The following is a 24,603-nucleotide window of genomic DNA, read 5'->3' on the forward strand; positions in this document are numbered from 1 at the left end:
GTCATCCAAGTTGACGATCATTTCTAAAAAAGACATTACCGGTGCTGATGCGCCAATAATGCCTCCTTCATTTATTAACGATTCAGAAGACTGCCTACATATTTTAAAAGTTCATTTGCACTTGTTGAATTATAGCCATGCTCATCAATTAATCTAGCCACTACTTCATTGACCTTCTTCAGCTGCTGTTCATCCGGTGTCTTCGTCGATGTCGTGATTTTCACCACATCTTTTAGATCAGCAAACAGCTTCTTCTGAATGGCCTCCCGCAATCTCTCATGCGAATTATAATCAAAGCGTTTTCCCTTTCTCGCATAAGCCGAAATACGAATCAAAATTTCTTCTCTAAATGCTTTTTTGGCGTTTTCAGAAATACCGATCTGCTCTTCAATTGAACGCATGAGCTTTTCATCAGGATTCATTTCTTCACCGGTTAACGGATCACGCAGCTTGTTTTTATTGCAGTATGCCTCGACATTATCTAAGTAATTATCCATCAGCGTTTTCGCAGACTCCTCATAGGAATACACAAATGCCTTTTGCACTTCCTTCTTCGCAATATCATCATACTCTTTTCGCGCGACTGAAATGAAATTCAAATAACGCTCCCGGTCCTCGCTGGAGATAGACGGATGCTGATCAAGCCCTTCTTTTAAGGAGCGAAGAACATCCAGTGCATTGATCGATTCCATATTCTTTCGAATAATGGTAGATGAAATTCGGTTAATCACATACCGCGGATCAATTCCGCTCATCCCTTCGTCATGAAATTCCTTTTTCATCTCATCAATGTCGACTGATTGGAAGCCTTCGACACTTTCTCCGTCATACAGACGCATTTTTTTCACCAAATCAATATCAGAACGCTTCGGCTCTTTCAATCTTGTCAAAATGGAGAACATCGCAGCTACCTTCAGCGTATGCGGGGCAATATGCACATCTGAGACATCACTTTCTGAAATCATTTTATGATAAATGCGTTCTTCTTCTGTGACCTTTAAGTTATAAGGAATTGGCATCACAATAATTCTTGAATGCAAAGCCTCGTTCTTTTTATTTGAAATAAACGACCGGTACTCGGTTTCATTTGTATGGGCGACAATCAATTCATCTGCACTAATCAAGGCGAATCTTCCTGCCTTAAAATTCCCTTCCTGCGTTAATGACAGCAGGTGCCAGAGAAATTTCTCATCACACTTTAACATCTCCTGAAACTCCATCATCCCTCGATTTGCTTTATTGAGTTCTCCATCAAAGCGGTAGGCGCGGGGATCTGACTCTGATCCAAATTCAGCAATGGTTGAAAAATCGATGCTGCCTGTTAAATCGGCAATGTCCTGAGATTTCGGATCAGACGGACTAAAGGTACCAATGCCGGTCCGTTTATCTTCAGAAAAAAAGATCCGCTCGACCTTTACATCCTCAATTCTGCCGCCATATTCCTCTTCCAGTCTCATCATGTTCAGAGGCGACAAATTCCCCTGCACACGAATCCCATATTCTCTATAGAAATCCTCCCGCAGATTTTGCGGAATGAGATGAAGCGGATCTTCATGCATAGGGCAGCCTTTGATCGCATAAACTGCGCCATGATCTGTTAATGAATATTCTTCAAGTCCTCTTTTCAATCTAGTGACAAGCGTCGATTTCCCCCCGCTTACTGGTCCCATCAGTAATAAAATACGCTTCCTGACGTCTAGCCGCTTTGCAGCAGGGTGAAAATATTCCTCTACTAATCTTTCGAGTGATTCCTCTAACCCAAACAGCTCCTGATCAAAAAATTTGTAGGTTCTGACCCCATTCTCCTCTTCAATCCCGCTGTCTTTAATCATATGATAAACGCGAGAATGAGCAGATTGAGCGACAAGTGGATTTTCCTTAATAATGTCTAAATAATCGCTGAATGTGCCTTCCCATTTGAGACGCTGCTCTTCTTCTCTGTGCTGTTCGATTTTCTTTAAAATATCCATATGAACCTCCTCTTTCAAGATTGAAGCTAGAAATCAGATACTGTTTTACAATCTATGCGGAGGCGTCCTATTACATGCTTTCGTTCTTCAAAATGACGAATTGGCAAACTGAATTGACAACCATCCGCAAGACCCTTCATAATAAAGGAAAAATAGGAGAAAAATGATTTTCTTCTCCTGCTTTTCAAGGTGAACTTCACATCATATGAAACAGGCAGCGAACGGAACAAAGGGATAAGGGGGAGCTTATATGAGAACGGTCATTATGATGGGCGTCATCATTACGTTTTTAGTATCCATTTTCACTGCTGGCTACGAAGGCAAGACTGGTAAATGAAAAAAAGGATGTTCCATTTGCGGAACATCCTTTTCATTTTCAACATGTCAAAAAAAGTGATTTCACATAAAAAAGCCGAGTTCAGTATCTCGGCTTTTATCATGATCTTATGTGAGATCGCGATATTGCTGCTGGCGAAGTGCCTCATATACAAGAATGGCTGCCGTATTCGACAGATTCAGAGAACGAACATGCTCTGTCATCGGTAAACGAAGACAACGGTCCATATTTTGTTCAATCAAATCTTTCGGCAATCCACTTGTCTCTCTTCCAAACACAAAGAAATAGTCTTCATCCAGCTGAGAGTAATCAAATGTTGTGTGCGGCTTTTGGCCAAATTTAGTGATATAGAAAAATTGCCCCTTCGGATGTGCCTCAAACAATTCATCAAGTGAATCATGATAGACCACATTGGCATATTTCCAATAATCGAGTCCTGCACGCTTCAGCATTTTGTCATCTGTCGAAAAACCAAGCGGACGAATCAGATGAAGGGTTGTATTTGTTGCTGCACATGTACGCGCAATATTTCCAGTATTAGCTGGAATCTCTGGTTGATATAAAACGACATGAAGTCCCAAAAAAGTTCACCTCTAATTTTCTTTTCCGCTCAACATTATACCACTAACTATCCTTCGCGGCATCGTCCAAAATGTGAAAAAACATATATCGAATAGCAGGTGTATAGGCAGTCGAATCCTCATATGACCAATAACGCATGCGGCAGTCATACGTCTGTGCATTCACAAGAGGCATTCCGCCTTTGTCATGATCAACGACAATGGTTGTATGATTATACCTTCCATCACCTTCAAAATCGTAGCAAATGACATCACCAATTTGAAGCTCGTGCGCTTCTTTGAGTTTCTTTGCTCTCAAACCCGCTTTTGAATTCGCTAAATAATTTTTCATCGAATGAGCCACCGTCCAGCTATAGCTCCACGTATGCGGACGCACCCACCAGCCAGACCCGCGGTTCGGATACCCTCTCGTTGGCGCATTCCCTGCTTTCAAACATTGTGAAATAAAATTTGTACAGTTATCTTCAAAGTTTTTATAGGCTGGATTCCGTTTATTCCAATATGTCTCCGCATACTTCACGGCAGCCCGCCGGTCATAATGAAAGGCTCTCCCAAATTGATCTTCGGTCTGAAAGCGCTCATCCATATGCTCTTCGCTTTGCCGCTCTTCTAACATCATCCGATCTTTAACAAGCATGTTGTTATAAAGAAATGCTTCTCTTTTTTCCACCTGTTCCTCTAAATAAAAAGAATCGTCTACATCCTTGCATACATATGTGAGATGAGCAAGGTACTGCACATGCTGAGCCCCATCATCTTGAAGGGCTGAATCGAGAAGTTTTGTTTTTGCTTTCGCCTTCACAATCTCAACCTGTCTTCTAGCAAAAAGCTCTTTTTTCCGCTCTACTGCTTCCACATCAGACATAAGCTGCGGCTGTTTGATTGCACGGTCATTGATTAAATACGCCAGCCTGTCTTCTAAAGTTTTCTCTAATAATTGTTTCACACAGACACCACCAAACATTTTTTAAAATCTTTGTTTGGTTCATTCTATGTTCACAGGGATGTTATTTAGTATTTAAAGGTGTCTGCAGGAGCTCAATCCCTTTCACAATCTCCTCTTTCGCTTCTTCATCACTTTCCCGCTCAAGGGCCTTTTCCAGCTCTGGGAGCTGCTGATCATCGCCAATTTTGCCAATTGCCCATGCAGCCGTTCCCCGAATGACCGGTCTTGGATCCTTGTGCATCAGCTCAATTAATACTGGTAAGGCAGATGTATCTTTAAAATGAGCGAGTGCCAAAATTGCATTCCGCTGAATGGGCTTTTTCCCCCGCCATGAACCTGAAACATGACCGTATTTTTCCTTAAACTCACGATTGCTGATCGTCAGAAGCGGCTTTAACAGCGGCTTCGCAATTTCAGGGTCCGGCTCCATTTCAGGATGCAGATGAAAGTCTTTTCCTTTATTGATCGGGCAGACAGTTTGACATGTATCACACCCGTACAATCGATTCCCTATTTTCGAACGAAACTCATCAGGTAAAAAGCCTTTTGTCTGCGTTAAAAATGAAATACACCGCTGAGAATTCAGCTGCCCTGGATTCACCAGCGCACCCGTTGGACACGAATCCACACATTTATTACAAGTTCCGCACTGATCTTCAATTTTCTCATCCGGTTCAAATGGGACATTTGTGATCATTTCAGCCAAATACACATAAGATCCAAACTCTGGCGTGATAATCATACAGTTCTTTGCACTAAAACCAATGCCAGCACGTTCTGCTACAGCACGATCAGACAATTCTCCTGTATCCACCATTGATTTTGTCCGTATATCAACATGTTTGCTTCGCAAAAATTCTTCGAGCATATCAAGCTTTTTTTTCAGCACAACATGATAATCCGTTCCCCATGAAGCCCGGCAAAAAATCCCCCGTCTCGCATCCTTTGTACTTCGAGGAGCATCTTTCATTTTGGAAGGATACGCGAGCGCTATCGCAACAATTGATTTGGCCTTCGGAAGAAGCAAAGAAGGGTTTGTCCGTTTTTCAATGTCAGGTTCTTCAAAGCCTGACAAATACCCTAACGATTCATGTAAGATGAGGCGGTCCTTTAATGAATCAAATGTATCGGCACTTGCAAATCGAATTTTATCGACACCAATTTCTTTCGCATATTGAATCAATTCTTCTTTTAATTCTCCAACATGAATCACCTTGCAAACCTCCTTTCTTTGTTTCTTCTGTTGTTTTCAGTATAATACGAGTGTATCATGACCGATTGGAGTGAGTCACTGTGAAGATACATATGGAAATTTCTCATCCTCAAAACCCGTCTATCCATGTTGGACAGATTGAATATTCGCATATTGAAGTGGGTACATCACCTCAAATGTTAAAAGGCCGCTTACGCCTGTTTCAAGAATCTTTATTTTTTGAATACGAAGATAAAGTTTTAGAAGAAGTACCAGCCATCAAAGAATGGACGGATATTTTAAAAGACGTTCCTTTCCTTCCACTTCTTTCTAACATCCAAAAGGAACAATTTATTGACTCGACCAATTCCGTACAGGATTTGTCGATATTTTTCTCACTAAAATATTTCTTACCTATCCTGACTTTAGATGCCGATCGCATCAAAGGACCGCTTTCACTGGCAAAACATGAGGCTGGTCACATCGAATGGCAGGACAGCGCAGGACTGAATGGATTATTTTCTCAAGCAAGTAAAGCAAAAATTTCTCAAGACACAAAGAACATTCTTCAAATCATCCTTTTCCCGCCATCTATTTCCCGGGAAAAGAGTGAAGCTCTTATTCAATCCTTGACGAAGATGTTTGTACAAATACATGGCGGAGAAAGCAAATATGAACTCATTGAAAAAGCACTGTAGCCTGACAGTGCTTTTTCACATTATACTGACATAATAAAAAACGCAACACTTCGTTTATCTAAGAAACGAAATACTGCGTTATAAACAAAATTATGTATTGGAGCGGGTGATGAGAATCGAACTCACGACATCAGCTTGGAAGGCTGAGGTTTTACCACTAAACTACACCCGCATCAATCTTTTAAAAGCAACGTCATCGCGTTGACTTTTATTATGTTACAACTTTCTTAACAATTCGTCAAGAGAATATGAAGATTTTTCGTCAAAAAATTTCATATTCTCCGTATATATTACGATAGTTATTTATCTAGCTGGATATAAAATAAGTATGCCTGTGACTTATTTTTCAGCGCTTGCTTTGGATTCTTCTGAATTTCCTCAAGCATTGGTGAACTTCCATCCTTCCCCATTGCCGCTGTATACGCAATCAGTGCCTTTCCTCCAGAAGCAACTTTGACAGTTTCAGATTGTGCAGAAAATACATAGTCACTTACTTTGAACGGAAAGCTTGATGTCGCTTTCGTCATTCCATCATTCTTTTTATTTGACCAAATACTAAATTGTGATTCATATGTATCTTTCTCATGATGTAATTGAAGAAGTACATCCACCGTTTGGTCGGTTCCATCCTGGTGTAAAGTAAAGGTAGCAGATGATGCTTCCTTATTCACTAATCGTCCATTTTTGTAATGACTCCCGATAAACGTAATACTCTTATTCTTCTTCGTTAATCCTTTCAGTGTCAGAGCCACCTTTTCATTAGTCGTTGCTGCTTCTAGTAAGTTCTTTTCTTTTTTTGAGAGTTTCATTTGTTCGATGGTTACTTGGTTTTTAGTGGCAGACTCTGTTTTTATTGTCGAAACCGTCTTTTCGGTTGTCGTGGTTTCTTCGGCCTTCTCGCCGCATCCTGCTAATAGAAAAACTGTGAATAAAAGAATGCTCCATTTTTTAAACATTGTGATCCCCTTTGATGTTTTTTATTTCTTATTATACTAAAATTTGGTCGGAATACAAAAAAGGTTAGGAGAATCCTCCTAACCTTTTGCTTTTTTCTGTTTCATGGCTGATAGGAATGCCACAATGAGAAAACTCACAGCAAAAATCACCATCATATAAATAAAAAAGTTTGGCTTGATCTGAAAAGTAAATGCGGACGAGCCTTCCATCTCAAAAGCGAGACTGTTAAATAATAAAGCATCATTCGTTTTTGATTGAAATAAATGATAGAACAGTACACCGATTGTCAGCATCGGAAAGCCTAAGAATCCTAGAAAACTACCAACTATCGCGCCTTGTTTCATCGCCTGAACGTTCATGATCGTTGTCCTCCCATTCCCCCAAGCAATAGCTGCTTCATAATGGACTTACCATCCCCCATAAACGGAAGAAGATAGAGTAATTGAATAAAATACGTGATTGAAAAGAGGAAAAAAGCTGTCGAAACCGGGTTTTCTTTTAGAAATAAAATGGTCACAATGATGCCTGCTGCGCCAATCACACCGGGAACAAGCGGTCCAAGCAGCGTAATCCATACCTGCTTTTTCTGAAATGGATCTAATACGGGCCTTACAAACTTCACTGACATCATGTCACTCGCAAAAAAGCCTTGAGGACCATCCCGTCCTGCAAATTTTCGATGCGCATAGCCATGTGCCGCCTCATGTAAGGCGGTTCCGGTAATTAACCCGAAATAAATAATCGTAAAATAAATCGCAATGGCTGCAATCGAGGGATCAGGAATGAATAAAAAAGCGATCCCTGCCATCACCATGAAAAGCATCCAGAAAAAGATGATTTTACGCGTCACCATGAGCAAAGCCGTCCCAAAAATGTGAAGGAACGAGTGACCAGTACAATCAAATCGTTCCTTCATTTTGATTTGATACTGCTTGAAAAATTGGCAGCAGGCTGTCACAATCCGATATGGTGAATGATAATGAATAGACAGCAAGTGATGCTGATTCAATCCCATCATCAGCTGATAAAAATCACGAGCAATCACCGACTCATCGACCTGAAACAAATCGGCGAGCTCTGCGGTAATACTCGCTTCTGTTCTTTTACCGTCCACTTTCGTTAACATATGATAGGCACTTTCATTGATCGGGAGTGTGCTTCCATACTGCGTATCCGTGAGATGCCTCTTTTGTAAGGTCACATACGGCGCTAGTGCCGGTACCCGCTCAATCTTTAGCTTATTGTTAAGAAGTTGAATCATGTGAATACCTCCATGAAAAACCTTTGTATATGGCAAAGATGAGCAGACCCTCAAATGCAGCCACAAGCAGCCATTGAAGCGTTTGACTCGACGCCCCTATGACATAGTTTCCAATAAAAACAATCGGAATCATGAGTAAAATAAGCGCTCCAAATGAAAAAATGCCTGTATAGGGATTGTTTCGATCAAGAGGAAGTAAAATACCTACCATATAAAAGAGCGCAGTCGCATTGCATAACACAGCGGCACCAATCAATGCGTGCCAAATCTGATCAGGAAGCGTCAGCGTTGTCAGCATGAATAAAACAATTTGCAGTACACCTACGAGCAGAAGGCCGATAAACTTATACAAAGCCACTTCCCACGATCTCAGACCAAATGTTTTATACATGCCCAGCATTCGTTTATCATTACCAAACGAATTGAAGGCTGTTAATCCAGCAAGAGCGCAAAGAACAAAAAACGCTTCTTCTTCAAATCGGAATCCAAACTGATAACGAACGAATAAGATCACAATAAGGAGAATAAGAAAATTTAAAATATTTTCTTCATTTCGCACCTGTGATTTCATTTCCTTCACAATAAGTGACCACTTTTTTGAAGAAGAGAATGGCAGCTTGTGTAAAAAGGTTAACGCTTTTTTCTCTGCCATAATCGGCATCATCGCCAGAGAAACAAATGCGCCGCCTGCCGATAAGAGGATGATCAGAATCAAGATGGCATAATTCACCTCTTCAGGAGGCATTCCTTGTGCCGCTAGGAAAAACGGAGCTGTCAAATACATCAAATGATAATCAAACTGAATATATGATTGCTGAATTTGGCTAATATCAAAGTGCGTCAATCCATACGTGACAACCAGTGCCAATAAAACAAATATCGCTGCAAATTTTTGCAACGGTAATCTTAATTTCAAAACGAGCAAATAAGTGATATTGTAAATAAACTGCAGCAGCATTAAGACAAAAAGCGACTGCAAAAGCACCATCAAAAAGAAAGTGAAGATAAAGAAAATACCTATTCCCTGGGCAATAAAATTAGGTAAAAGCAGGATGCCGATAAAAAATAAAACAAGCCCTGCCACCACTGTCACCATCGGAATGAAGTATCCAAAACTTTTCTGAAAGGTAGAGAGCGGGAACCAGCTGAGCTGCATAGAAAACCGGTCTTGTTCAGGTGTTCTGACCTTGATCAAAACGAATAACAAGCTTGTAAAAATAGAGGCATTGATCGCCATTGACACGACAAGTAATCCAAGTGAATGTTCATCTCCATTTAAGAAAGCCTTCATAAAGACACCTGTAAAGCTGTATCCAATAATGGCTCCCATTGTGACGGCAAACAAAAAGAATAAGACCACAATGATCCGCTTCGTTTGAGTATCAAAGAGCTTATACATCTCCTGCTGCCACATTTTAAGCATCATTTTAGAAATGATTAATGATTTCATCAAAATGTGCACCCCTATCACTTAACATTGAAGCTTTCAGAAACACCTGTTCCAGTGTGCTTGATTGATACTTCTCCTTTAAGGCTGAGACCGTCCCTTCATCCATTTTATTTCCTTTAGAAATAATGGCGATTTTGTGGCACAGCTCTTCCGCTGAAAGCATATCATGCGTTGAAAGCAAGATCGCACCATGGTGCTCGGCATACCGCTTCATCAGTTTCTTTGTGTTTATAACCGCTTCAATATCAAGTCCTCTAAAGGGCTCATCCATGATCACCAATTGACTATCAAGCATAAATGCAGCAATCAGCTGTGTCTTTTTTTTCATTCCATGTGAATAGGTTTCGATCGGTCTTGATAAAGCCGAGTCCATATCAAACAGTTCAATTAGTTGATTTCTTCTGTGAATTGTTTTACATTCATACATAGAAGAAACAAAATCTAAATATTCAGCACCAGTCAATGCTTCAGGGAGCAGCAGGTCATCTGGAACATAGGCTACTTGTTTTTTAAAGGATGGTTCATCATTTGGGACGTCCTGCAAGTGAATCCTTCCTTCTGTATGCTTAATAATGCCGAGTATACAGTTAATCATCGTTGTTTTACCCGAACCATTCGGTCCAGCAACAGCAACGATTTGATGAGGGTCGATCTTTAAATGAAAATCATTGACAGCAGTCACGTTATTTTTATACGTCTTGGTTAAATTCTCGATCGTAAACATATAACCTCCAAGTGTCTGCATATTCTTTAAAAACAGATCAGGCTAAACCGCCCGCCACAGACGGTTTAGCCCTGGTGTCTTATCTAAGAAGTAAAAAGATGAATCCTAAGTATAGCTACTTACATTCAATTTGGACTTTTAAGCCACTTTCCCACTGAACGGCTCCTGTAAAGCTACCCTTGCCGTTTGCGATACACCAAACTGCTGCTCCTAGAACAACTGTTGCTCCCAATCCAAGAAGGACAGCAACAAATACTAAGAACCAAGCTTGGTCCATAATAGCAGGTTCCATAGTGGAATAGTCAACTTGCGGCGCTGCATAAGTCATACTTTTCACCTCCCAGCTTATGATGATCGTATCATAGGCGTCACACTCCAAACATCTACAGAACATCCCATTTTTGACCGAACATACATTTGATTAAAATGTGACTTTTTATTCAATTATTCACTTTCATCTGTTTAAACCCTCTCTTATTTACTAGATTTTAACACCCCATAAGAACCACAATACCCATTTAATGTCATTTCCACCATCTTTTTTCTCCTTTTTTTCAAATAGTCCATATTTATCATCAATCATATTTATTCTTTCTTTTTTGTGAGATAGAAAGAATTCCCCCGATATATCAGATAAAAAAGTCCTGATTATATGTCGTAATAACGCCAATTATGAAAAATTTACTGATCATTCTGATAAAAGAGTGGGCATATTTCCCTTCTTTTCTTGACTCTATAAATGTGTATATACAAGAAAAGCGATTGGGAAAAAAGCCCTTACTTTGTTCAGCAGTACACAACATAAGACTCCCGCTATTCTATGAAAAAAAGCAAAGCAGCCATCGCAGACTGCTTTGCTTTTTCATATTTAAGAGGAACTAGCAGCAGAGGCTGCATCTGGGAAATGATTGTTCCCAATGATTTCACCAGCTGGCACAGAGAGTCCTGTAGCCCCTGATCTCTTGAATGGAAGGAGCGGGAAAACAAGCTCTGCTAAATAATAAGCTTCTTCTAGATGCGGGTAGCCAGAAAATATAAATGTATCAATGCCTAGAGACTCATATTCTAGGATACGTTCTGCTACTGTTTGCGGGTCTCCGACGAGTGCTGTTCCTGCACCGCCGCGTACTAAACCAATGCCTGCCCAAAGATTTGGGCTGATTTCAAGTTGGTCTTTCCTCCCTTGGTGCAATTCCATCATTCGTCTTTGACCTACTGAGTCCATCCCCTGTAACACTTTTTGCGCCTCATCAATTGTTTTTTGATCCAAATGACGAATCAGATGTTCCGCTGCCTCCCATGCCTCCTCTTCGGTATCTCTCACAATCACATGAAGACGAATGCCAAACTTCACCGTTCTTCCTTCCTTTTCAGCCTGTTTCTTCACTTGTGCAATTTTCTCTTTTACTTGTGCAGGCGGTTCGCCCCAAGTTAAATAGACATCTGTATGCTTGGCGGCTGCTTGAATTCCTGCTGCTGATGATCCGCCAAAAAAGACTGGTGGATGGGGTGTTTGAGCTGGTGGGAATAACAGACGGCCATTTTCCGCTTGTAGATGTTTGCCATGAAATTGTACATTTTCTCCATTCAATAACCGCTTCCAAATTGTCAAAAATTCTTCTGTTGCCTCATAGCGTTCATCATGAGAAATGAACAGCCCATCCCCTTCAAGCTCCTCTTTACTTCCCCCTGCTACCACATTAATCAGCAGTCTCCCGCCTGAAAGACGATCTAATGTAGAAGTCATTCTAGCAGCAACAGACGGCTGCATCAGCCCTGGTCTAAGAGCCACGAGGAACTTTAAATGAGTGGTTTCTGCAGCTAAAGCAGCTGCCGTCAGCCATGGATCTTCACATGATCTCCCAGTAGGCAGTAAGACCCCTGTATAACCAAGCTGATCAGCTGCTTGAGCAATTTGTTTAAAATATGGATAGTCTGCCTGTCTTGCCCCTTTTGCTGATCCTAAATAACGGCCGTCTCCATGCGTTGGAATAAACCATAAAATATTCATCACATCGCCCCCTGTTATTATTCACCTTGATAACTAGTGCGCCACTTGAGCAGACGCTTTTCTAACAGACGTACAAATGAATCTGTCAGCTTACCAACTACTGCAAAGATGATAATTCCTACAAACACTTTATCCGTTTGAGAGAATTGCCTTGCATCCATAATCATATAGCCTACCCCGCTGCTTGAACCCATCAACTCAGCTACCACTAAACCAAGCCAAGCAATTCCTAATGACAGTCTCACGCCCAGAAGAATATGAGGAAGAGCAGCCGGTAAAATCAGCTTTGTGATGCTTTGATACACATTAAACTCTAAGGCGCGGGCCACATCAAACAGCTTATTATCTACACTGCGAATACCTAGAAAAGTATTAATATAAATCGGAAAAAAAGCCCCAAGTGCAATCAATAAAATTTTCGCCGTTTCATCAAAGCCAAACCAGAGGATGAATAAAGGAGTGACCGCTAAATGTGGAACGGTTCTCAACATTTGCAATGTCGGATCTACATACTGCTCTGTTTTTTTAGAAAATCCTACGCATACGCCCAGCAAAAGACCTAAGCCTCCCCCTAGTAAAAATCCACATATCGCTCGATAAAGGCTGATGTATAGATGGCCAAACAGTTCACCAGAACGAATCAACTCTCGAAAGGATTCTGCAATTAAGACAGGCGAAGGAAGTACAGTGGAAGAAACGAATTGAGAACCAGTTATGATCTGCCAAACTGCAATAAGTAGGAGAGGTAATACCAATCCCTTTAACTTATATAAAGAAGAAGCTTTTCTCCTTTTTTTCTTTGACCGCTCAATTTTAGATGCTAAAGCCGGGTTCGAAATAGCTTTCATTTATTCATCTCCTCTTTTAGCATTTTTTCAATAAACGAATTATCTACAACCTGATTGACATCAATTTTCCGCTGGATCGCTTTTGTTTGATATTGAAAATCAGCGGTATGCTGCTGAGCATTGATGATCTTCTTCGAAATGGGCTTATTAAGTGGTTCCGTATTGTTTAATACTTGTGTGACGACCTTCTTATCTAAATTTTTTAAACGCGCATATAGCGTAACAGCCCCTTCTGGATGTGCTTTTTGCCACTTCACTGCATGGTCATATACCTTTAAGAATTTCACTACTAGTTCAGGATGCTGATCAGCAAACTGAGTTCGAACAAGTGTGAAACCTGGAGAATATAAATCGGTCGCTTCCCCATTCACCAGCAGCTTTGCTCCTTTCTTTATCGTTTCAAGTGATAAGAACGGCTCCCAGATCGACCAAGCATCAACGGACCCATTTTCAAATGCTGATATCGCTTCATCTGGCTGAAGCTGAATAATCTGAACATCCTTCGCAGATAAACCTGCCTGATCTAATACTTTGTATAAAAAGTCAAAGCCGCTGCTCCCTTTAGCGACAGCGATTTTTTTCCCTTTTAAGTCTTCTACTTTTTGAATCTCACTGTTCTTATTCACTAAAATACCGTTCGCTTTCAGCCCATCCTGAGATAAACCAATTTCCTTAAAATCAATACCGGCTGCCTGACCTGCTATGACAGGTGAGTTTCCAACTTGCGAGAAATCTAATTGATTTGCAGCAAGTCCTTCAAATTGGGGAGGACCACTTTGAAACTCCACCCACTTTACCTTCACTCCTTCTTTTTCAAATGATTGTTCAAACCAACCTTTTTCCTTTGCTAAAAGCAGCGGACTCAAACTTTGCTGAATCCCAATCCGAATTTCTTTCACCTTGTTTTCCGATCCGTCTGCTGCTTGATCACACCCTGCTAAAACAAGGAGAAGACTCAAAAAGATAACGATCATTTGGTTCTTTTTCATGCAATTTCCCCTCCCTAAATCCCTGATCCATCGGTTAGTAACAATTCATCTGTTTTCTCAAATTCTGAAAGCACCTTTTGCCTTAAATGTTGAAAAGCGGTTGACGTTCTATCACGCGGAAAAGGTAGATTCACAGGAAGAATCTTATGGATTCGGCCAGGTCTCGCTTGCATTAGCACAATCTCATTTCCTAAATAAATCGATTCATCAATATCATGAGTTACAAGCATCATCGTTGTTTTTTTCTCCTGCCAAATGTCCAGCAGCACATCCTGCAAGTGTTTTCGTGTGAATGCATCCAGCGCACCAAATGGTTCATCCAGCAATAAGATCTCCGGATCACGAAGGAGTGCTCTCGCAATGGCAACCCGTTGTGACATTCCTCCGGAGAGCTCATGTGGATAAGCGTGTGCAAATCCTTTTAAACGAACAATTTCAATCAGTTCATCCACTTTGCGGCGTACATCCTGTTGTTTTAAATTGAAATTGGCCGCTATGTTTTCTTCGACCGTCAGCCATGGAAACAGGCGGTGTTCCTGAAAGATAAAGCCCTGTTTCATTCCTGGTTCTGTGACCTGTATGTCTCCTATCAAAATTTGCCCATCATACGCTGTGTCGAGCCCGCCTATGATTTTTAGCAACGTACTTTTCCCGCATCCGCTCGGACCTATTACTGTTATAAATTCACCAGGAATGATGTTCAATCTCAAGTCTTCGAGTACCCGAATGGTCTGTTTGTCTTTCCAAAAGGATTTATCCACAATATCAATTGAAATCGTCATTGAAACCTTCACTCCTCTTGTGATCAGATAAATACACAGAAAGGCCCTTATCCCAAAAAAGAGATAAGAGCCTTCGCGTTGTCCGATCAGCTAATCATATTGATTTGTTAGCACCATCCTAAATCATACTAATCATATAAATCAACTCAATTTTATAAAATGGTTATTTTGTCCTTGTATGTTTTTCATCGATCCGATCGTAAATCGCTTCTATTCGTTCCTTGCTGCTGTAAATCTCATATTTGTTCCGCTCAATCAAGATGTCTAGTGTGAGATCCATGTGTTTTCTGTACTTTTTTCGTTTTTTCTTTTTTTCCATCTTCATCATCCTTTCTTATTCAAATAAAAAAAGGCTCTTCACTCATGCTTGAGTGATAGAGCCTTCGGTTGACCGATCAGCCATTCTTGTTCGTGTTTTCAGTATGCTCATGTTAATACACACTATTCCTACCTGTCAACTATATTTATTGTTTTTTCAGATTTATCTAAAAAATGATTGACCGAGCAGGGAACAAGATTTATAGTCTTATTAAATATTTCTTATCAAAACAGTTGGTTTTATCTAACAAAAGGAGGATACACACATGTCAGAAGAACGTCCATTTCGTTTAGAAACAAAAGCCATTCACGCAGGTCAGGAACTTGATTCAGCGACCTATTCAAGAGCCGTACCTATTTACCAAACGAGCTCCTTTGGTTTTAGAGACAGTGAGCATGCAGCGAATTTATTTGGTCTTCAGGAACCGGGTAATATTTATTCACGTATTATGAACCCTACAAATGACGTATTTGAAAAGCGTATCGCTGAGCTTGAAGGTGGAATTGGTGCACTTGCTGTTTCTTCTGGACAAGCAGCGACGACTTATTCTATTTTAAACATTGCAGGAGCCGGAGATGAAATCGTTTCCTCAAGCAGTCTTTATGGCGGCACCTACAATTTATTTGCCCATACACTCAAAAAACTTGGAATTACAGTAAAATTCGTCGATTCATCCAACCTTGAAGAACTCGAAGCGGCGATCACAGACAAAACAAAGGCAGTGTATGCAGAGAGCATTGGGAATCCAAAAGGCGACATTTTACATATTGAAGCCATCTCAGCCATTGCACACAAGCATCATATCCCGCTTATTGTGGACAATACACTCGCCAGCCCTTATTTATTAAGACCTATCGAGTTTGGGGCAGACATTGTCGTCCACTCAGCGACGAAATTTATTGGCGGTCATGGTACATCAATTGGCGGTGTCATCGTTGATAGCGGCCGATTCCCTTGGGCTGACAGTGAGAAGTTCAAAGGACTGACTGAACCAGATCCAAGCTATCACGGTCTGACATATACAGAAGCGATTGGAGAAGCGGCTTATATCACAAAAGCACGAGTACAGCTATTACGTGATTTAGGGGCAGCTCTGTCGCCATTCAACTCATTTTTACTTCTGCAGGGCTTAGAAACATTACATCTTCGTCTTGAGCGGCATAGTGAAAATGCCTTGAAAACAGCACAATTCTTACAGGATCACCCTCTTGTCGATTGGGTAAGCTATCCGGGCCTTGAAAGTCACGAATCATATGAGCTTGCTCAAACCTATTTACCAAAAGGACAAGGCGCAATCCTCACATTCGGTATTAAAGGTGGACGCGAAGCAGGTAAAAGGCTCATTGATTCTGTGCAGCTTTTCTCCCATCTCGCAAACGTGGGTGATTCAAAATCCCTCATTATTCACCCTGCCAGCACAACGCATCAGCAATTAAGCGAAGCAGAACAAAAAGCGACAGGTGTCACACCAGAGCTCATTCGTTTATCTGTTGGAACAGAAGCGATTGAAGATATTCTTGCAGATCTTGAACAGGCGATTACAAAAAGTCAGTCTGAATGACATAGAAAAAAGCACACGGCTGTGTGCTTTTTTATTGTTTATTAATGATTGAGTAATCGAATGTCTTGGAAAGGATAAAATACAAATGAGGTAGTTCCTTGAATATCACGCTTTGTAAAAAGACCTAAGCCGTTGCGGCTGTCCATTGAATTTTGGCGATTGTCCCCCATGACAAAGTACTTTCCTTTTGGAACAGTCAGAGGGCCAAAATCAGGTGTCAGCAAAGTGCCATCTGCAGCTGCTTTCTTTTTGTTTGACGCTAAGTAAGGCTCCGCCACTTTTTTTCCATTAACATATAGCTGATCATTTTTCATTTCAATTTTATCACCAGGTAAACCAATCAATCGTTTGACATAATGAGTGCTGCGGTCTTCCCCATCAAGAACAATGATCTGTCCCCGTTTATAATCACCGAAATAATCAACCGTTTTATTCACAAACACCCGCTCTGTATCATGCAATGTCGGATACATGGAAGATCCTTTGACAATGTATGGCGCGAATAAAAAGTTCCGAATGATAAAAACAGCAATAAATGCGATTAAGATGGCTTTGATCCAGCCCCATAATTCTGATTTCTTTTTTTGTGTTTTTGTATTTGTTGTCATAAGCTCCTCCTGAATTCCCCAAGGACGAAATGTGTGTCACCAGCTGCCAGCCGGCGTCACGCTTGTTTCTCCCTAAATATAAACATATTTTGCCAACAAATCAAGCGAAGAGAGAGAAAAAGGCAAGCACCTTTCTGTGCTTGCCCAAAACTCAGTTAGTTAGCAGAAGAATCCGCTTCTTTTTCTTTGTTTGCTTTACCATAGAAATAATCCGATGGATTCACTGGTTTGAAATCAGATAACTTATGGAATCGAAGAAGATCCCTATAGAGCACTTTATCTGAAAGACTTAACTGATTATCAACACGGGCTTTAATCGCCTCTGTCTTTTTATTTTGTTTCACCACTTTACCCGTTTTCGTATCATAAACGGTATTATCGACAAGTGTGTATTTCGGTGTCACATAGTTTCCATTACGGAAGGCAACAGTCTCATCATGCTTTTTAGAGAATAAGTCTGTTCCAAAATTCACGAATTCATTTGAATCGATACCTTGTAAGTGAAGAAGTGTTGGCATAACGTCGACTTCACCACCATACGTATGGTTCACGCCGCCCTTCTTACCAGGAATACGAATCATGAGCGGAACACGCTGGTTTTGTGCATTTTGATAAGGAGTAATTTCTTTCCCTTGAATTTCACTCATTGCACGGTTATGGTTCTCAGAAATACCGTTATGGTCACCATATAATAAAATGACTGAGTCTTTATACATACCTGATTTTTTCAAGTCTTTGAAGAATTGCTCTAATGACTCATCTAAATATCTTGCTGTTTGGAAATAGTTATCGACTGTTTTATCGCCAGTTGTTGCCTTAGCGATTGTCGCATCTTTTTCATCTAAATTAAATGGATAGTGATTTGTCAGTGTCATTAAATGTGCATAAAATGGCTTTTTCATTGATTCTAGCATTGGAATTGATTCTTTGAAGAACGGTTTATCCTTCAGACCCATATTCACAAGGTTTTCTTCATCCATGTTGTAATAGGAAGCATCAAAGAATTGATCAATTCCCATATGTTTATAAATCGTGTCACGGTTCCAGAAAGATTTATAGTCCCCGTGAAGTACTGCACTCGTATAGCCTGCTTTTTGATCTAGGATGGCAGGTAGTGATTGGAAGGTATTTTCACCCTTTGTCACAAATGCTGCTCCCTCTGGCAAGCCAAACATACTATTATCCATCATCAGCTCAGCATCTGATGTCTTCCCTTGACCAGTCTGATGGAAGAAGTTATCGAAATACGTAAAATCATCTTTCCCATGAGCCAGTTTGTTTAAAAATGGAGTCACTTCTTCTCCATTTAATTTGTAGTCAATTAAGAAAGACTGGAAGCTTTCTAAATGAATTTTAATAATGTTTTTGCCTTTTGCTTTACCAAAATACTCTGCATTTGGCTTCGCATAGTGAGAGGACGTATAGTTCACAACATCCGTTAAATCTTCACTGCTTGCATTGGCTACCTGTGTTGCGTTTTGTGCTGCTTGTACCCCATCATAAATTGTATAGTTATAAACACCTAAGTATTTGACAACATACTTATGATCAAAGGTTCTCGTTAATAATTCTGGACGATCCTTTTCAGCCAAATGAAGGTTTACAAAGAACAGTCCAATACCTGCAGCTACAATCAGCAGTGCAAACGTCTTTTTCATTTGGAACTTCTTCACTTCTGGTCTCCAAATGACAATCGCAATCAAAATGATAATATCAAGGAAGTATAAAAGGTCATGCGGCTTAATGCTTGCTAGCACACCGCCAGTCATGCCTCCCCCAAGATTTCCTGCCTGCTTCATTGTTGAGAAAGTCAAAAAGTCATCAAAGAAACGGTAATACGCTACATTTGCATATAAAAGTGCGGTCATAATAAAATCAATAACAATTAAAACAATGGCAGATTTACGCCCCTTCAAAAAGAGAGCAAGTCCAAAAAACACGATGGCTGAACTAAATGGATTCAATAAGAGAAGCCCCTCTTGAAAAGAACCTTTTACTCCTAAATTAAAGTCCATTTTGTAGGCTGTGTACGATTTAGCCCAGAATAAAAGGACAGCCAAAACAAAAAAGCTATATTTGTTTGCAAATATTTTTTTCATAAAACCTCTTCTTTCTTATCATCGTTCTGATATAAATGAAATCATAAAAAATTTACATTCATTTTGCAAATGTAAATCTTCTTCGCCAAGCATGCCGATGCTCTGTCTCCGCCGGATACATGCGCTCCTTTAATATAACGAATGAGAGGCATCATAAGTTTCAAAAAAAATACGAGTAAATAAAAGGAAAAATATCCATTTACATTAAATTTACGCACACTTCATGTTTTAGTGGATGAAGAAGGTTTTGTAAATCACTCAGTATTACTTTACTTTTTTCATCTATTCGTGTCAAAGTAATTATAAAGAAAAGGAAGAATCACCTAGGCTTTTCGACTCATTTACCCAAATTTATACAAAATTCGATCCATGCTTCTTTTATTGTGACTCAACCTCCATTAATCCATGTACCTCCCTAAAAAAACAGTTTTAAACAAAAAAAGCTTGATTTCCCCTACTGATGTGCGGTGTGATAAAGAGGTAGAACTTGATCACAACACTTATATGCTCATAACAAAAAAATCAGGCTGGAGGACATCACATGAAGATTAACAAACAAATCAACACTTTTGAAGAAAGATTTTCAGAAGATGTAGTCACTATCATTGCTGTTACAGGACCTTCTGGCGTAGGGGCAGGAAAAGCAGGACAGGAACCTCTTTGGACCGCTTCTATTCCACTGATTGCTTGGAAAGAAAACGGTCATATTATAACCGAAAATGTAAGACTTTGCTGGCTAACAGATGACGAAGGATTAAGAGAAAAACAGGCACAATTACATAAAGAATCAATCGTTACACTTCAGGTTCGAAAAGGCGAAGGTGAATTCATGCTTGTATCTTTGATCAATACAGACACAAAGGATCAAGCGCTTCAAGAAATTTTAGAAGAAGCCCAAAAGCCTGTGTATTATCATGATGACATACTTGGAACCTTTGAGTTAGTAAAAGGACTAGACTTATTTGAAAAAACGATCCAATGGAGCAATGAAGAGTGCCTTCTCTACTTCAACCTCGAAGAAGATGAAAAAATAAATGACTCTCTTCGAACAGCAAACCGACTCATGCAAGAGCAAGCCAAATGGGATTCTTCTATTAAATCATTTGCCGCGAATCAGCTGATAGATCTAGCAAAGGATTGGCAGGAACAAGACGAATCAGCTGAAAAGCAAGAAGAACTCACACTGAATCAATTTATGAGCCGCATTTCACTTGAAAGCCTGCATGTTTACCCTGAGGGAGAGTTTGAAGTCTACTATCATGACGGTGATTTATTTTGGGGTCATGTCATTATTGTCACAGGAAATATAAAGGGCACATTTCATGATGCACACATTGCAGGCTAAAGGCTGGAGGAATAACCCATGGAAATCAAAGCTTTTCAAGAATTAAATCTAATCGGGAAAACGCCAGCCATCGCCAAAATTGGCGGCTTCCGTCCTGATCCAGCTGTACACAGCTGGTTTGCAGGTCATTTTTTCATCGATCCTCATCAAGGCTGGCCGACAGATCAAGATGGAGCCATGATTCCGATTTTACAAATTTATTTACCAGAAGTGCCAGGAGGAATGAACGGCTTCAATGAATGTAAGCTGATTCAAATTTTTCTTAATCAGAAAACACTTCCGATTGATATCACCAAAAACGGAGAAGGCTGGAAGCTCATTGAATATGCATCAATCGAAGATTTAGAAGTAGCTGAAACTCCTGAAGAAGTGAGAGGGCTCAAAGCCTTTCAAATCCAATGGAACGAAAATGAGCAAAGGGACTTCCCTTGCTGGGAAGAAGCATGGTCATACGTCGATTTATCAGAAGTCAACGAAAGTGAAGAAGCGACAAACCACTTCTTTAATCAATACACAAATTATTCGTTCACAAAAATCGGTGGATATGGGGCGTATATTCAATCCCCGCCCCATCAACAACAAGGCGAATTCATGCTGCAAATCGCCTCAGAAGAAAAACCTCGTTTCATGATTGGTGATAACGGCACGATGTATTTCTATTATGACAAAGAATCAAAAGAATGGTTTATGCACTGGGATTGTTTTTAACGTTTATTGAATGAAACCTTGCCTTCTCCTAAGCGTAATGAATAACAATGAAAGGAGGAAGCAAAATGGGATTCATTTTAGACATCTGTTCACTTGCTGTGTATATCCCTTTTCTACAAGTGGATGAAGAGGATATCTCGAGGAACGCAGCACATCTCAAAAAATATTACTGGTTTCAAACACTATTACATGATCAAACTTGCAGAGAGCTCATCATTTATGATCCCGATGTTCGACGTGTCATAGGCAAGTTTAAAACGGAGAAACTCCATAAGAAGCGCTACAACTTAAGATGCGAACGTAAATTACTGCAAGCATTACAACGCGCAATGTAAGCTGACAACAAGAGCCGCACTTTCCTGTGGCTCTTTTTTATCAATTGAATCGTTCCTTTTGAAGAAAACATTTGACGCCTGGACAACTCTCCCCGTATATTATGTATAAATCCATCTTTTTCAAAGAAAAGGAGGCCTCACATGCGCTTGTTTAAGAACTGGAGAAAAAAGCAGCCTGCACAGCAAATCACTTCAGAAAAGCAAGAAGACAGCATCCCAATCGACTTCTCCACACTTCCCTTTGGCACAGACACCGTCGATGATTTTTTGTTCAATCTAGACCTGACCTCCAAGCTCATAGATCCCTATAAAGAAACAGATACGAACAAGCTTACCTAGATCTTCGTAAATCCTCATCCAATACTGGATGATTTTTTTATACTCAATGAAAGGTGTATCCAATGAAAACATATTATATCGTCAGACACTGCCAAGCAGATGGACAATCTAAAGATGCAGCTTTAAAACCACAAGGCATCACTCAATCTCATGAACTGGCACAGTTTTTTTCCAGCATTCATCTCAATCAAATTATCTCAAGTCCTTATAAACGAGCGATCCAAACTACTGAGCCACTTGCTCATGCAAAACAGCTCGAGATAAAAATCGATCAGCGCCTCTCTGAACGTGTATTAAGCAGCAAACCAATAGACGATTGGTATGAGAAACTAAAGCTCAGTTTTACAGACTTACATATGACCTGTGAAGGCGGAGAATCGAGCCAAGAAGCCATGAATCGTATTGTAGAAGCACTCCACGAACAAATAAAATTAGAAACAGATCATACCCTATTCGTCACACATGGCAATATCATGAGCCTGCTTCTTAAACATGCCGATCCAACGCTTGGATTCGAGGAGTGGAAGAAACTAAGCAATCCAGATGTCTATACCCTGAGATATTTCAAACCAAATCATGTAGAAATAGAACGAATATGGCATAAATAAACGGCAGAATGAACTCTGCCGTTTTCTCATCTATTGCTGATAATAAAAGGACTCTACCCACTCATACGGTTTCTTACGCTCCGCACACCATTTCATAAAGCCCCTTGTCTCCGTCTGCTGAAACGTCATCCAGTCCGTTAAAAGCTGGTCATAATAGACAGCTTGTTTTTGAACATTCGTACGAGTTCTTTGATCTTGAATCAGCATCATAACACGTTCAATCCCTTGAATTCTCTCTTGATCCTTCTCATAGGTGCTTAAATAAAGATCTTCATGTATATGATGAAACGAATACCACAATGCCGATAAATAGACTTCACAAATTTGAACAATCACACGCTGCTCACTTCTGCCTCCAAGCTCTAGCGCTTTCAATAAATAGGGCAGCCCTTCTCCCTGATGTACAAACAAACCTTGCCAGCGATACGGTCTCACATCCAATGGATCAACATTCTCCCACGTTTGAAAAACAGGCTGGATTACCCCATTTACCAGCGGATACACAAGCAGATGATGACCATCCTCAAACCGTTCAATCCACTCAAACAGCCAAGCAGCAAATTCCCGCTGTACTTCAAAATCGTTCTCTTTCATCTCTTCAATAAAGGCCTGAAGAACGTTTAGCGCATCTTTACGCAGACCCTGTTCTTTTCTCACACAGTACTGTCTAAAAAGAGGATAATCATTTACTCCCTCGTCTTGAATGATAGCCTGTAATATCGTCTTCGTTTGCATGATCACAACGCCGCCTTTTTACATCCATTCTTTTCTATGTTCATGAATAAATTGAATGTCTTTTTGATAATGTTCAAGATGTCCTTCTTGAATCATGTTTTGAAAAGCGATATCCCCCTCACTCGCTTTTCGTTTCATATACTGACATAATCCTTCTAAACGCAGCAGCACCATATCCAAATAATCTTCTGCTATTTCCTCACCATAAGCTTCAAAAAACAGTTTCACTCTATGCTTTATCTGGTATGCATGGTCTAATGAATGATAGTTCACGATGTCTCCTATTTTGGTGCGAAAAAACCTACTGATAGGTACACATGTATACAAAGTATATGCGATATCCCAAAGTCTTGGACCAGGAGCAGCTACATCAAAATCAATGATACCCACTGGTTTTTCATTATTGAAAATGATGTTGTACATTGCAAAATCATTATGGCACACAACCTCTATTTCGACAGGCGTATTGTCCATTCGTTCCCAATCGTCTGAAATGGGAAAATCACGAACAGCATCATGATACAGTCTAAGCATTCTCGCTATTTCTTTTAAGGCATGGTGAGAGCACATGTATTCTTTTAAAGGATCATGACCGGCTACGCCTTCAATGAAGGACAATATCTCTCTACCTTGTTCATCAATCCCTAAATACCTTGGAGCATAGGAGAAATTCTTTTTTTCTAAATGCTGTAGCAGCTTTCGTATATTGATATTGTCTGGCTTTACTTCTCGGCGAACCGTATCTCCCGAACGATATACGTTCGAGACATTTCCACCTGTCAATAACTCTTCATGATCATTTTGTTTTTTCATAAATTCTCCCCTTAAACTGGGTCACCATGTTGATGTCAGCTAAAGATGTGTATGTACCCACAAATATTCATTTAGTTACTCAAAGGTAGTACAACTGTTTTAAGTGAATGTGCTGCTCCATTTTGTTTCCTTACATGGTTAAATGTATCTTATCAAATGTTGCAAATCATCTAAAGATTATTCTGCTAAAAGAAGTACATACTCATTATGTTCTATAGGTTTCTATTTTTATCTAAACAACTCATTTAAACCACAAAAAAACGTTTTACCACGAGGGTGAAACGTTAGGTTCATGGTAAAACCAATCATGAAACTTTTAATAGATACCGGTGGCCGGGGTCGAACCTGCACTCCGTGATAAATTATTCCAAAAAGGCAAGGTATACC

26 protein-coding genes and 1 tRNA gene are annotated in these 24,603 nt (G+C 40.1%); 7 read left to right on the forward strand and 20 right to left on the reverse strand.

The annotated features are described in order from the left end of the window. Positions 1 to 74 precede the first annotated feature (74 nt). From M1D84_RS14400 to queG, 4 genes are all read right to left on the reverse strand, one after another. Positions 75 to 1,970, reverse strand: coding sequence for a PrkA family serine protein kinase (locus tag M1D84_RS14400; protein ID WP_185854199.1), 1,896 nt, complete (start codon positions 1,968 to 1,970; stop codon positions 75 to 77). Positions 1,971 to 2,414: 444 nt separating this feature from the next. Then, on the reverse strand, positions 2,415 to 2,888 hold the full coding sequence (gene trmL / locus M1D84_RS14405; RefSeq protein ID WP_024425327.1) for a tRNA (uridine(34)/cytosine(34)/5-carboxymethylaminomethyluridine(34)-2'-O)-methyltransferase TrmL: 474 nt from the start codon (positions 2,886 to 2,888) through the stop codon (positions 2,415 to 2,417). A gap of 43 nt (positions 2,889 to 2,931) precedes the next feature. Next, a complete protein-coding gene (locus M1D84_RS14410; RefSeq protein WP_135032464.1) occupies positions 2,932 to 3,834 on the reverse strand; it encodes an amidase domain-containing protein in 903 nt (300 codons plus the stop codon). A 61-nt stretch (positions 3,835 to 3,895) separates the two neighbouring features. Then, complete coding sequence (gene queG, locus M1D84_RS14415; protein WP_024427417.1) at positions 3,896 to 5,044, reverse strand: tRNA epoxyqueuosine(34) reductase QueG; 1,149 nt, start codon at positions 5,042 to 5,044, stop codon at positions 3,896 to 3,898. An 83-nt stretch (positions 5,045 to 5,127) separates the two neighbouring features. Here queG and M1D84_RS14420 point away from each other — a divergent pair, with 83 nt between their 5' ends. Further along, the gene (locus M1D84_RS14420; RefSeq protein WP_225315577.1) at positions 5,128 to 5,724 is read left to right on the forward strand and encodes a hypothetical protein; all 597 of its coding nucleotides are present in this window, start codon (positions 5,128 to 5,130) and stop codon (positions 5,722 to 5,724) included. 98 nt (positions 5,725 to 5,822) lie between these two features. On the opposite strand, the gene M1D84_RS14425 is transcribed toward M1D84_RS14420, so the two are convergent. The 12 genes from M1D84_RS14425 to M1D84_RS14480 form a co-directional block, all read right to left on the reverse strand. Continuing rightward, a tRNA-Gly gene (locus tag M1D84_RS14425) sits at positions 5,823 to 5,896 on the reverse strand. 127 nt (positions 5,897 to 6,023) lie between these two features. After that, positions 6,024 to 6,680: a hypothetical protein gene (locus M1D84_RS14430; RefSeq protein ID WP_458106308.1), complete on the reverse strand. Its 657-nt coding sequence runs from the start codon at positions 6,678 to 6,680 to the stop codon at positions 6,024 to 6,026. 78 nt (positions 6,681 to 6,758) lie between these two features. Beyond that, the gene (locus tag M1D84_RS14435) at positions 6,759 to 7,040 is read right to left on the reverse strand and encodes a hypothetical protein (protein ID WP_024425332.1); all 282 of its coding nucleotides are present in this window, start codon (positions 7,038 to 7,040) and stop codon (positions 6,759 to 6,761) included. Then, complete coding sequence (locus M1D84_RS14440) at positions 7,037 to 7,942, reverse strand: PqqD family protein (protein WP_103132153.1); 906 nt, start codon at positions 7,940 to 7,942, stop codon at positions 7,037 to 7,039. The genes M1D84_RS14435 and M1D84_RS14440 overlap by 4 nt, the downstream gene beginning before the upstream one ends. Next, complete coding sequence (locus M1D84_RS14445; RefSeq protein WP_458106309.1) at positions 7,926 to 9,392, reverse strand: hypothetical protein; 1,467 nt, start codon at positions 9,390 to 9,392, stop codon at positions 7,926 to 7,928. Before M1D84_RS14445 ends, M1D84_RS14440 begins: the two co-directional genes overlap by 17 nt. After that, complete coding sequence (locus M1D84_RS14450) at positions 9,370 to 10,116, reverse strand: ABC transporter ATP-binding protein (protein WP_025093295.1); 747 nt, start codon at positions 10,114 to 10,116, stop codon at positions 9,370 to 9,372. Before M1D84_RS14450 ends, M1D84_RS14445 begins: the two co-directional genes overlap by 23 nt. Positions 10,117 to 10,231: 115 nt before the next feature. Further along, the gene (locus tag M1D84_RS14455; RefSeq protein ID WP_012009371.1) at positions 10,232 to 10,444 is read right to left on the reverse strand and encodes a hypothetical protein; all 213 of its coding nucleotides are present in this window, start codon (positions 10,442 to 10,444) and stop codon (positions 10,232 to 10,234) included. 540 nt (positions 10,445 to 10,984) lie between these two features. Then, positions 10,985 to 12,127: an FMNH2-dependent alkanesulfonate monooxygenase gene (ssuD, locus tag M1D84_RS14460; RefSeq protein WP_458106310.1), complete on the reverse strand. Its 1,143-nt coding sequence runs from the start codon at positions 12,125 to 12,127 to the stop codon at positions 10,985 to 10,987. A gap of 17 nt (positions 12,128 to 12,144) precedes the next feature. Next, positions 12,145 to 12,975 (reverse strand): ABC transporter permease, encoded by an 831-nt coding sequence (locus tag M1D84_RS14465; protein ID WP_458106311.1) that lies wholly within the window; start codon positions 12,973 to 12,975, stop codon positions 12,145 to 12,147. Next, a complete protein-coding gene (locus M1D84_RS14470; RefSeq protein WP_458106312.1) occupies positions 12,972 to 13,964 on the reverse strand; it encodes an aliphatic sulfonate ABC transporter substrate-binding protein in 993 nt (330 codons plus the stop codon). The genes M1D84_RS14465 and M1D84_RS14470 overlap by 4 nt, the downstream gene beginning before the upstream one ends. Positions 13,965 to 13,978: 14 nt before the next feature. Continuing rightward, positions 13,979 to 14,746, reverse strand: a complete 768-nt coding sequence (locus tag M1D84_RS14475) for an ABC transporter ATP-binding protein (RefSeq protein ID WP_458106313.1) — start codon at positions 14,744 to 14,746, stop codon at positions 13,979 to 13,981. Positions 14,747 to 14,909: 163 nt separating this feature from the next. Further along, on the reverse strand, positions 14,910 to 15,065 hold the full coding sequence (locus tag M1D84_RS14480; protein ID WP_029706872.1) for an FbpB family small basic protein: 156 nt from the start codon (positions 15,063 to 15,065) through the stop codon (positions 14,910 to 14,912). Between the two features lie 265 nt (positions 15,066 to 15,330). On the opposite strand from M1D84_RS14480, the gene M1D84_RS14485 reads away from it, so the two are divergent. Continuing rightward, positions 15,331 to 16,626 carry a homocysteine synthase gene (locus tag M1D84_RS14485; RefSeq protein WP_268416491.1) on the forward strand — a complete coding sequence of 432 codons (1,296 nt, stop codon included), beginning with the start codon at positions 15,331 to 15,333 and terminating at the stop codon, positions 16,624 to 16,626. Positions 16,627 to 16,667: 41 nt separating this feature from the next. On the opposite strand, the gene lepB is transcribed toward M1D84_RS14485, so the two are convergent. Then, on the reverse strand, positions 16,668 to 17,234 hold the full coding sequence (gene lepB, locus M1D84_RS14490) for a signal peptidase I (protein WP_024425343.1): 567 nt from the start codon (positions 17,232 to 17,234) through the stop codon (positions 16,668 to 16,670). A gap of 155 nt (positions 17,235 to 17,389) precedes the next feature. Continuing rightward, entirely contained in the window at positions 17,390 to 19,333 is a 1,944-nt protein-coding gene (locus tag M1D84_RS14495; RefSeq protein ID WP_024427404.1) for an LTA synthase family protein, read from the reverse strand. A 541-nt stretch (positions 19,334 to 19,874) separates the two neighbouring features. On the opposite strand from M1D84_RS14495, the gene M1D84_RS14500 reads away from it, so the two are divergent. The 5 genes from M1D84_RS14500 to M1D84_RS14520 all read left to right on the forward strand — a co-directional run bounded on the left by M1D84_RS14500 (position 19,875) and on the right by M1D84_RS14520 (position 22,668). Further along, complete coding sequence (locus M1D84_RS14500) at positions 19,875 to 20,678, forward strand: DUF2262 domain-containing protein (protein WP_458106314.1); 804 nt, start codon at positions 19,875 to 19,877, stop codon at positions 20,676 to 20,678. 18 nt (positions 20,679 to 20,696) lie between these two features. Further along, complete coding sequence (locus M1D84_RS14505; protein WP_458106315.1) at positions 20,697 to 21,386, forward strand: DUF1963 domain-containing protein; 690 nt, start codon at positions 20,697 to 20,699, stop codon at positions 21,384 to 21,386. A gap of 65 nt (positions 21,387 to 21,451) precedes the next feature. Beyond that, a complete protein-coding gene (locus tag M1D84_RS14510; RefSeq protein ID WP_270125653.1) occupies positions 21,452 to 21,721 on the forward strand; it encodes a hypothetical protein in 270 nt (89 codons plus the stop codon). 141 nt (positions 21,722 to 21,862) lie between these two features. Continuing rightward, the gene (locus M1D84_RS14515) at positions 21,863 to 22,060 is read left to right on the forward strand and encodes a hypothetical protein (RefSeq protein ID WP_044335926.1); all 198 of its coding nucleotides are present in this window, start codon (positions 21,863 to 21,865) and stop codon (positions 22,058 to 22,060) included. A gap of 62 nt (positions 22,061 to 22,122) precedes the next feature. Next, positions 22,123 to 22,668, forward strand: coding sequence for a histidine phosphatase family protein (locus tag M1D84_RS14520; RefSeq protein ID WP_458106316.1), 546 nt, complete (start codon positions 22,123 to 22,125; stop codon positions 22,666 to 22,668). 30 nt (positions 22,669 to 22,698) lie between these two features. On the opposite strand, the gene M1D84_RS14525 is transcribed toward M1D84_RS14520, so the two are convergent. Together M1D84_RS14525 and M1D84_RS14530 are read right to left on the reverse strand one after the other, a co-directional pair. Further along, positions 22,699 to 23,403 carry a hypothetical protein gene (locus M1D84_RS14525; protein WP_458106317.1) on the reverse strand — a complete coding sequence of 235 codons (705 nt, stop codon included), beginning with the start codon at positions 23,401 to 23,403 and terminating at the stop codon, positions 22,699 to 22,701. Between the two features lie 18 nt (positions 23,404 to 23,421). Continuing rightward, the gene (locus tag M1D84_RS14530; protein ID WP_458106318.1) at positions 23,422 to 24,216 is read right to left on the reverse strand and encodes a phosphotransferase; all 795 of its coding nucleotides are present in this window, start codon (positions 24,214 to 24,216) and stop codon (positions 23,422 to 23,424) included. Between the last annotated feature and the right edge of the window lie 387 nt (positions 24,217 to 24,603).

The organism is Bacillus sp. PK5-006, assembly GCF_054161415.1.

What these genes read in the sequence shown, in the direction of transcription:
- M1D84_RS14510 (WP_270125653.1), top strand. Translation starts at nt 21,452, where the DNA reads ATGGGATTCATTTTAGACATCTGTTCACTTGCTGTGTATATCCCTTTT.
- M1D84_RS14520 (WP_458106316.1), top strand. Translation starts at nt 22,123, where the DNA reads ATGAAAACATATTATATCGTCAGACACTGCCAAGCAGATGGACAATCT.
- M1D84_RS14475 (WP_458106313.1), bottom strand. Translation starts at nt 14,746, where the DNA reads ATGACGATTTCAATTGATATTGTGGATAAATCCTTTTGGAAAGACAAA.
- M1D84_RS14450 (WP_025093295.1), bottom strand. Translation starts at nt 10,116, where the DNA reads ATGTTTACGATCGAGAATTTAACCAAGACGTATAAAAATAACGTGACT.
- M1D84_RS14455 (WP_012009371.1), bottom strand. Translation starts at nt 10,444, where the DNA reads ATGACTTATGCAGCGCCGCAAGTTGACTATTCCACTATGGAACCTGCT.
- M1D84_RS14400 (WP_185854199.1), bottom strand. Translation starts at nt 1,970, where the DNA reads ATGGATATTTTAAAGAAAATCGAACAGCACAGAGAAGAAGAGCAGCGT.
- M1D84_RS14515 (WP_044335926.1), top strand. Translation starts at nt 21,863, where the DNA reads ATGCGCTTGTTTAAGAACTGGAGAAAAAAGCAGCCTGCACAGCAAATC.
- M1D84_RS14500 (WP_458106314.1), top strand. Translation starts at nt 19,875, where the DNA reads ATGAAGATTAACAAACAAATCAACACTTTTGAAGAAAGATTTTCAGAA.
- M1D84_RS14430 (WP_458106308.1), bottom strand. Translation starts at nt 6,680, where the DNA reads ATGTTTAAAAAATGGAGCATTCTTTTATTCACAGTTTTTCTATTAGCA.
- M1D84_RS14525 (WP_458106317.1), bottom strand. Translation starts at nt 23,403, where the DNA reads ATGCAAACGAAGACGATATTACAGGCTATCATTCAAGACGAGGGAGTA.
- lepB (WP_024425343.1), bottom strand. Translation starts at nt 17,234, where the DNA reads ATGACAACAAATACAAAAACACAAAAAAAGAAATCAGAATTATGGGGC.
- M1D84_RS14465 (WP_458106311.1), bottom strand. Translation starts at nt 12,975, where the DNA reads ATGAAAGCTATTTCGAACCCGGCTTTAGCATCTAAAATTGAGCGGTCA.
- M1D84_RS14530 (WP_458106318.1), bottom strand. Translation starts at nt 24,216, where the DNA reads ATGAAAAAACAAAATGATCATGAAGAGTTATTGACAGGTGGAAATGTC.
- M1D84_RS14470 (WP_458106312.1), bottom strand. Translation starts at nt 13,964, where the DNA reads ATGAAAAAGAACCAAATGATCGTTATCTTTTTGAGTCTTCTCCTTGTT.
- M1D84_RS14445 (WP_458106309.1), bottom strand. Translation starts at nt 9,392, where the DNA reads ATGAAATCATTAATCATTTCTAAAATGATGCTTAAAATGTGGCAGCAG.
- ssuD (WP_458106310.1), bottom strand. Translation starts at nt 12,127, where the DNA reads ATGAATATTTTATGGTTTATTCCAACGCATGGAGACGGCCGTTATTTA.
- M1D84_RS14480 (WP_029706872.1), bottom strand. Translation starts at nt 15,065, where the DNA reads ATGGAAAAAAAGAAAAAACGAAAAAAGTACAGAAAACACATGGATCTC.
- M1D84_RS14495 (WP_024427404.1), bottom strand. Translation starts at nt 19,333, where the DNA reads ATGAAAAAAATATTTGCAAACAAATATAGCTTTTTTGTTTTGGCTGTC.
- M1D84_RS14435 (WP_024425332.1), bottom strand. Translation starts at nt 7,040, where the DNA reads ATGAACGTTCAGGCGATGAAACAAGGCGCGATAGTTGGTAGTTTTCTA.
- M1D84_RS14485 (WP_268416491.1), top strand. Translation starts at nt 15,331, where the DNA reads ATGTCAGAAGAACGTCCATTTCGTTTAGAAACAAAAGCCATTCACGCA.
- M1D84_RS14440 (WP_103132153.1), bottom strand. Translation starts at nt 7,942, where the DNA reads ATGATTCAACTTCTTAACAATAAGCTAAAGATTGAGCGGGTACCGGCA.
- M1D84_RS14505 (WP_458106315.1), top strand. Translation starts at nt 20,697, where the DNA reads ATGGAAATCAAAGCTTTTCAAGAATTAAATCTAATCGGGAAAACGCCA.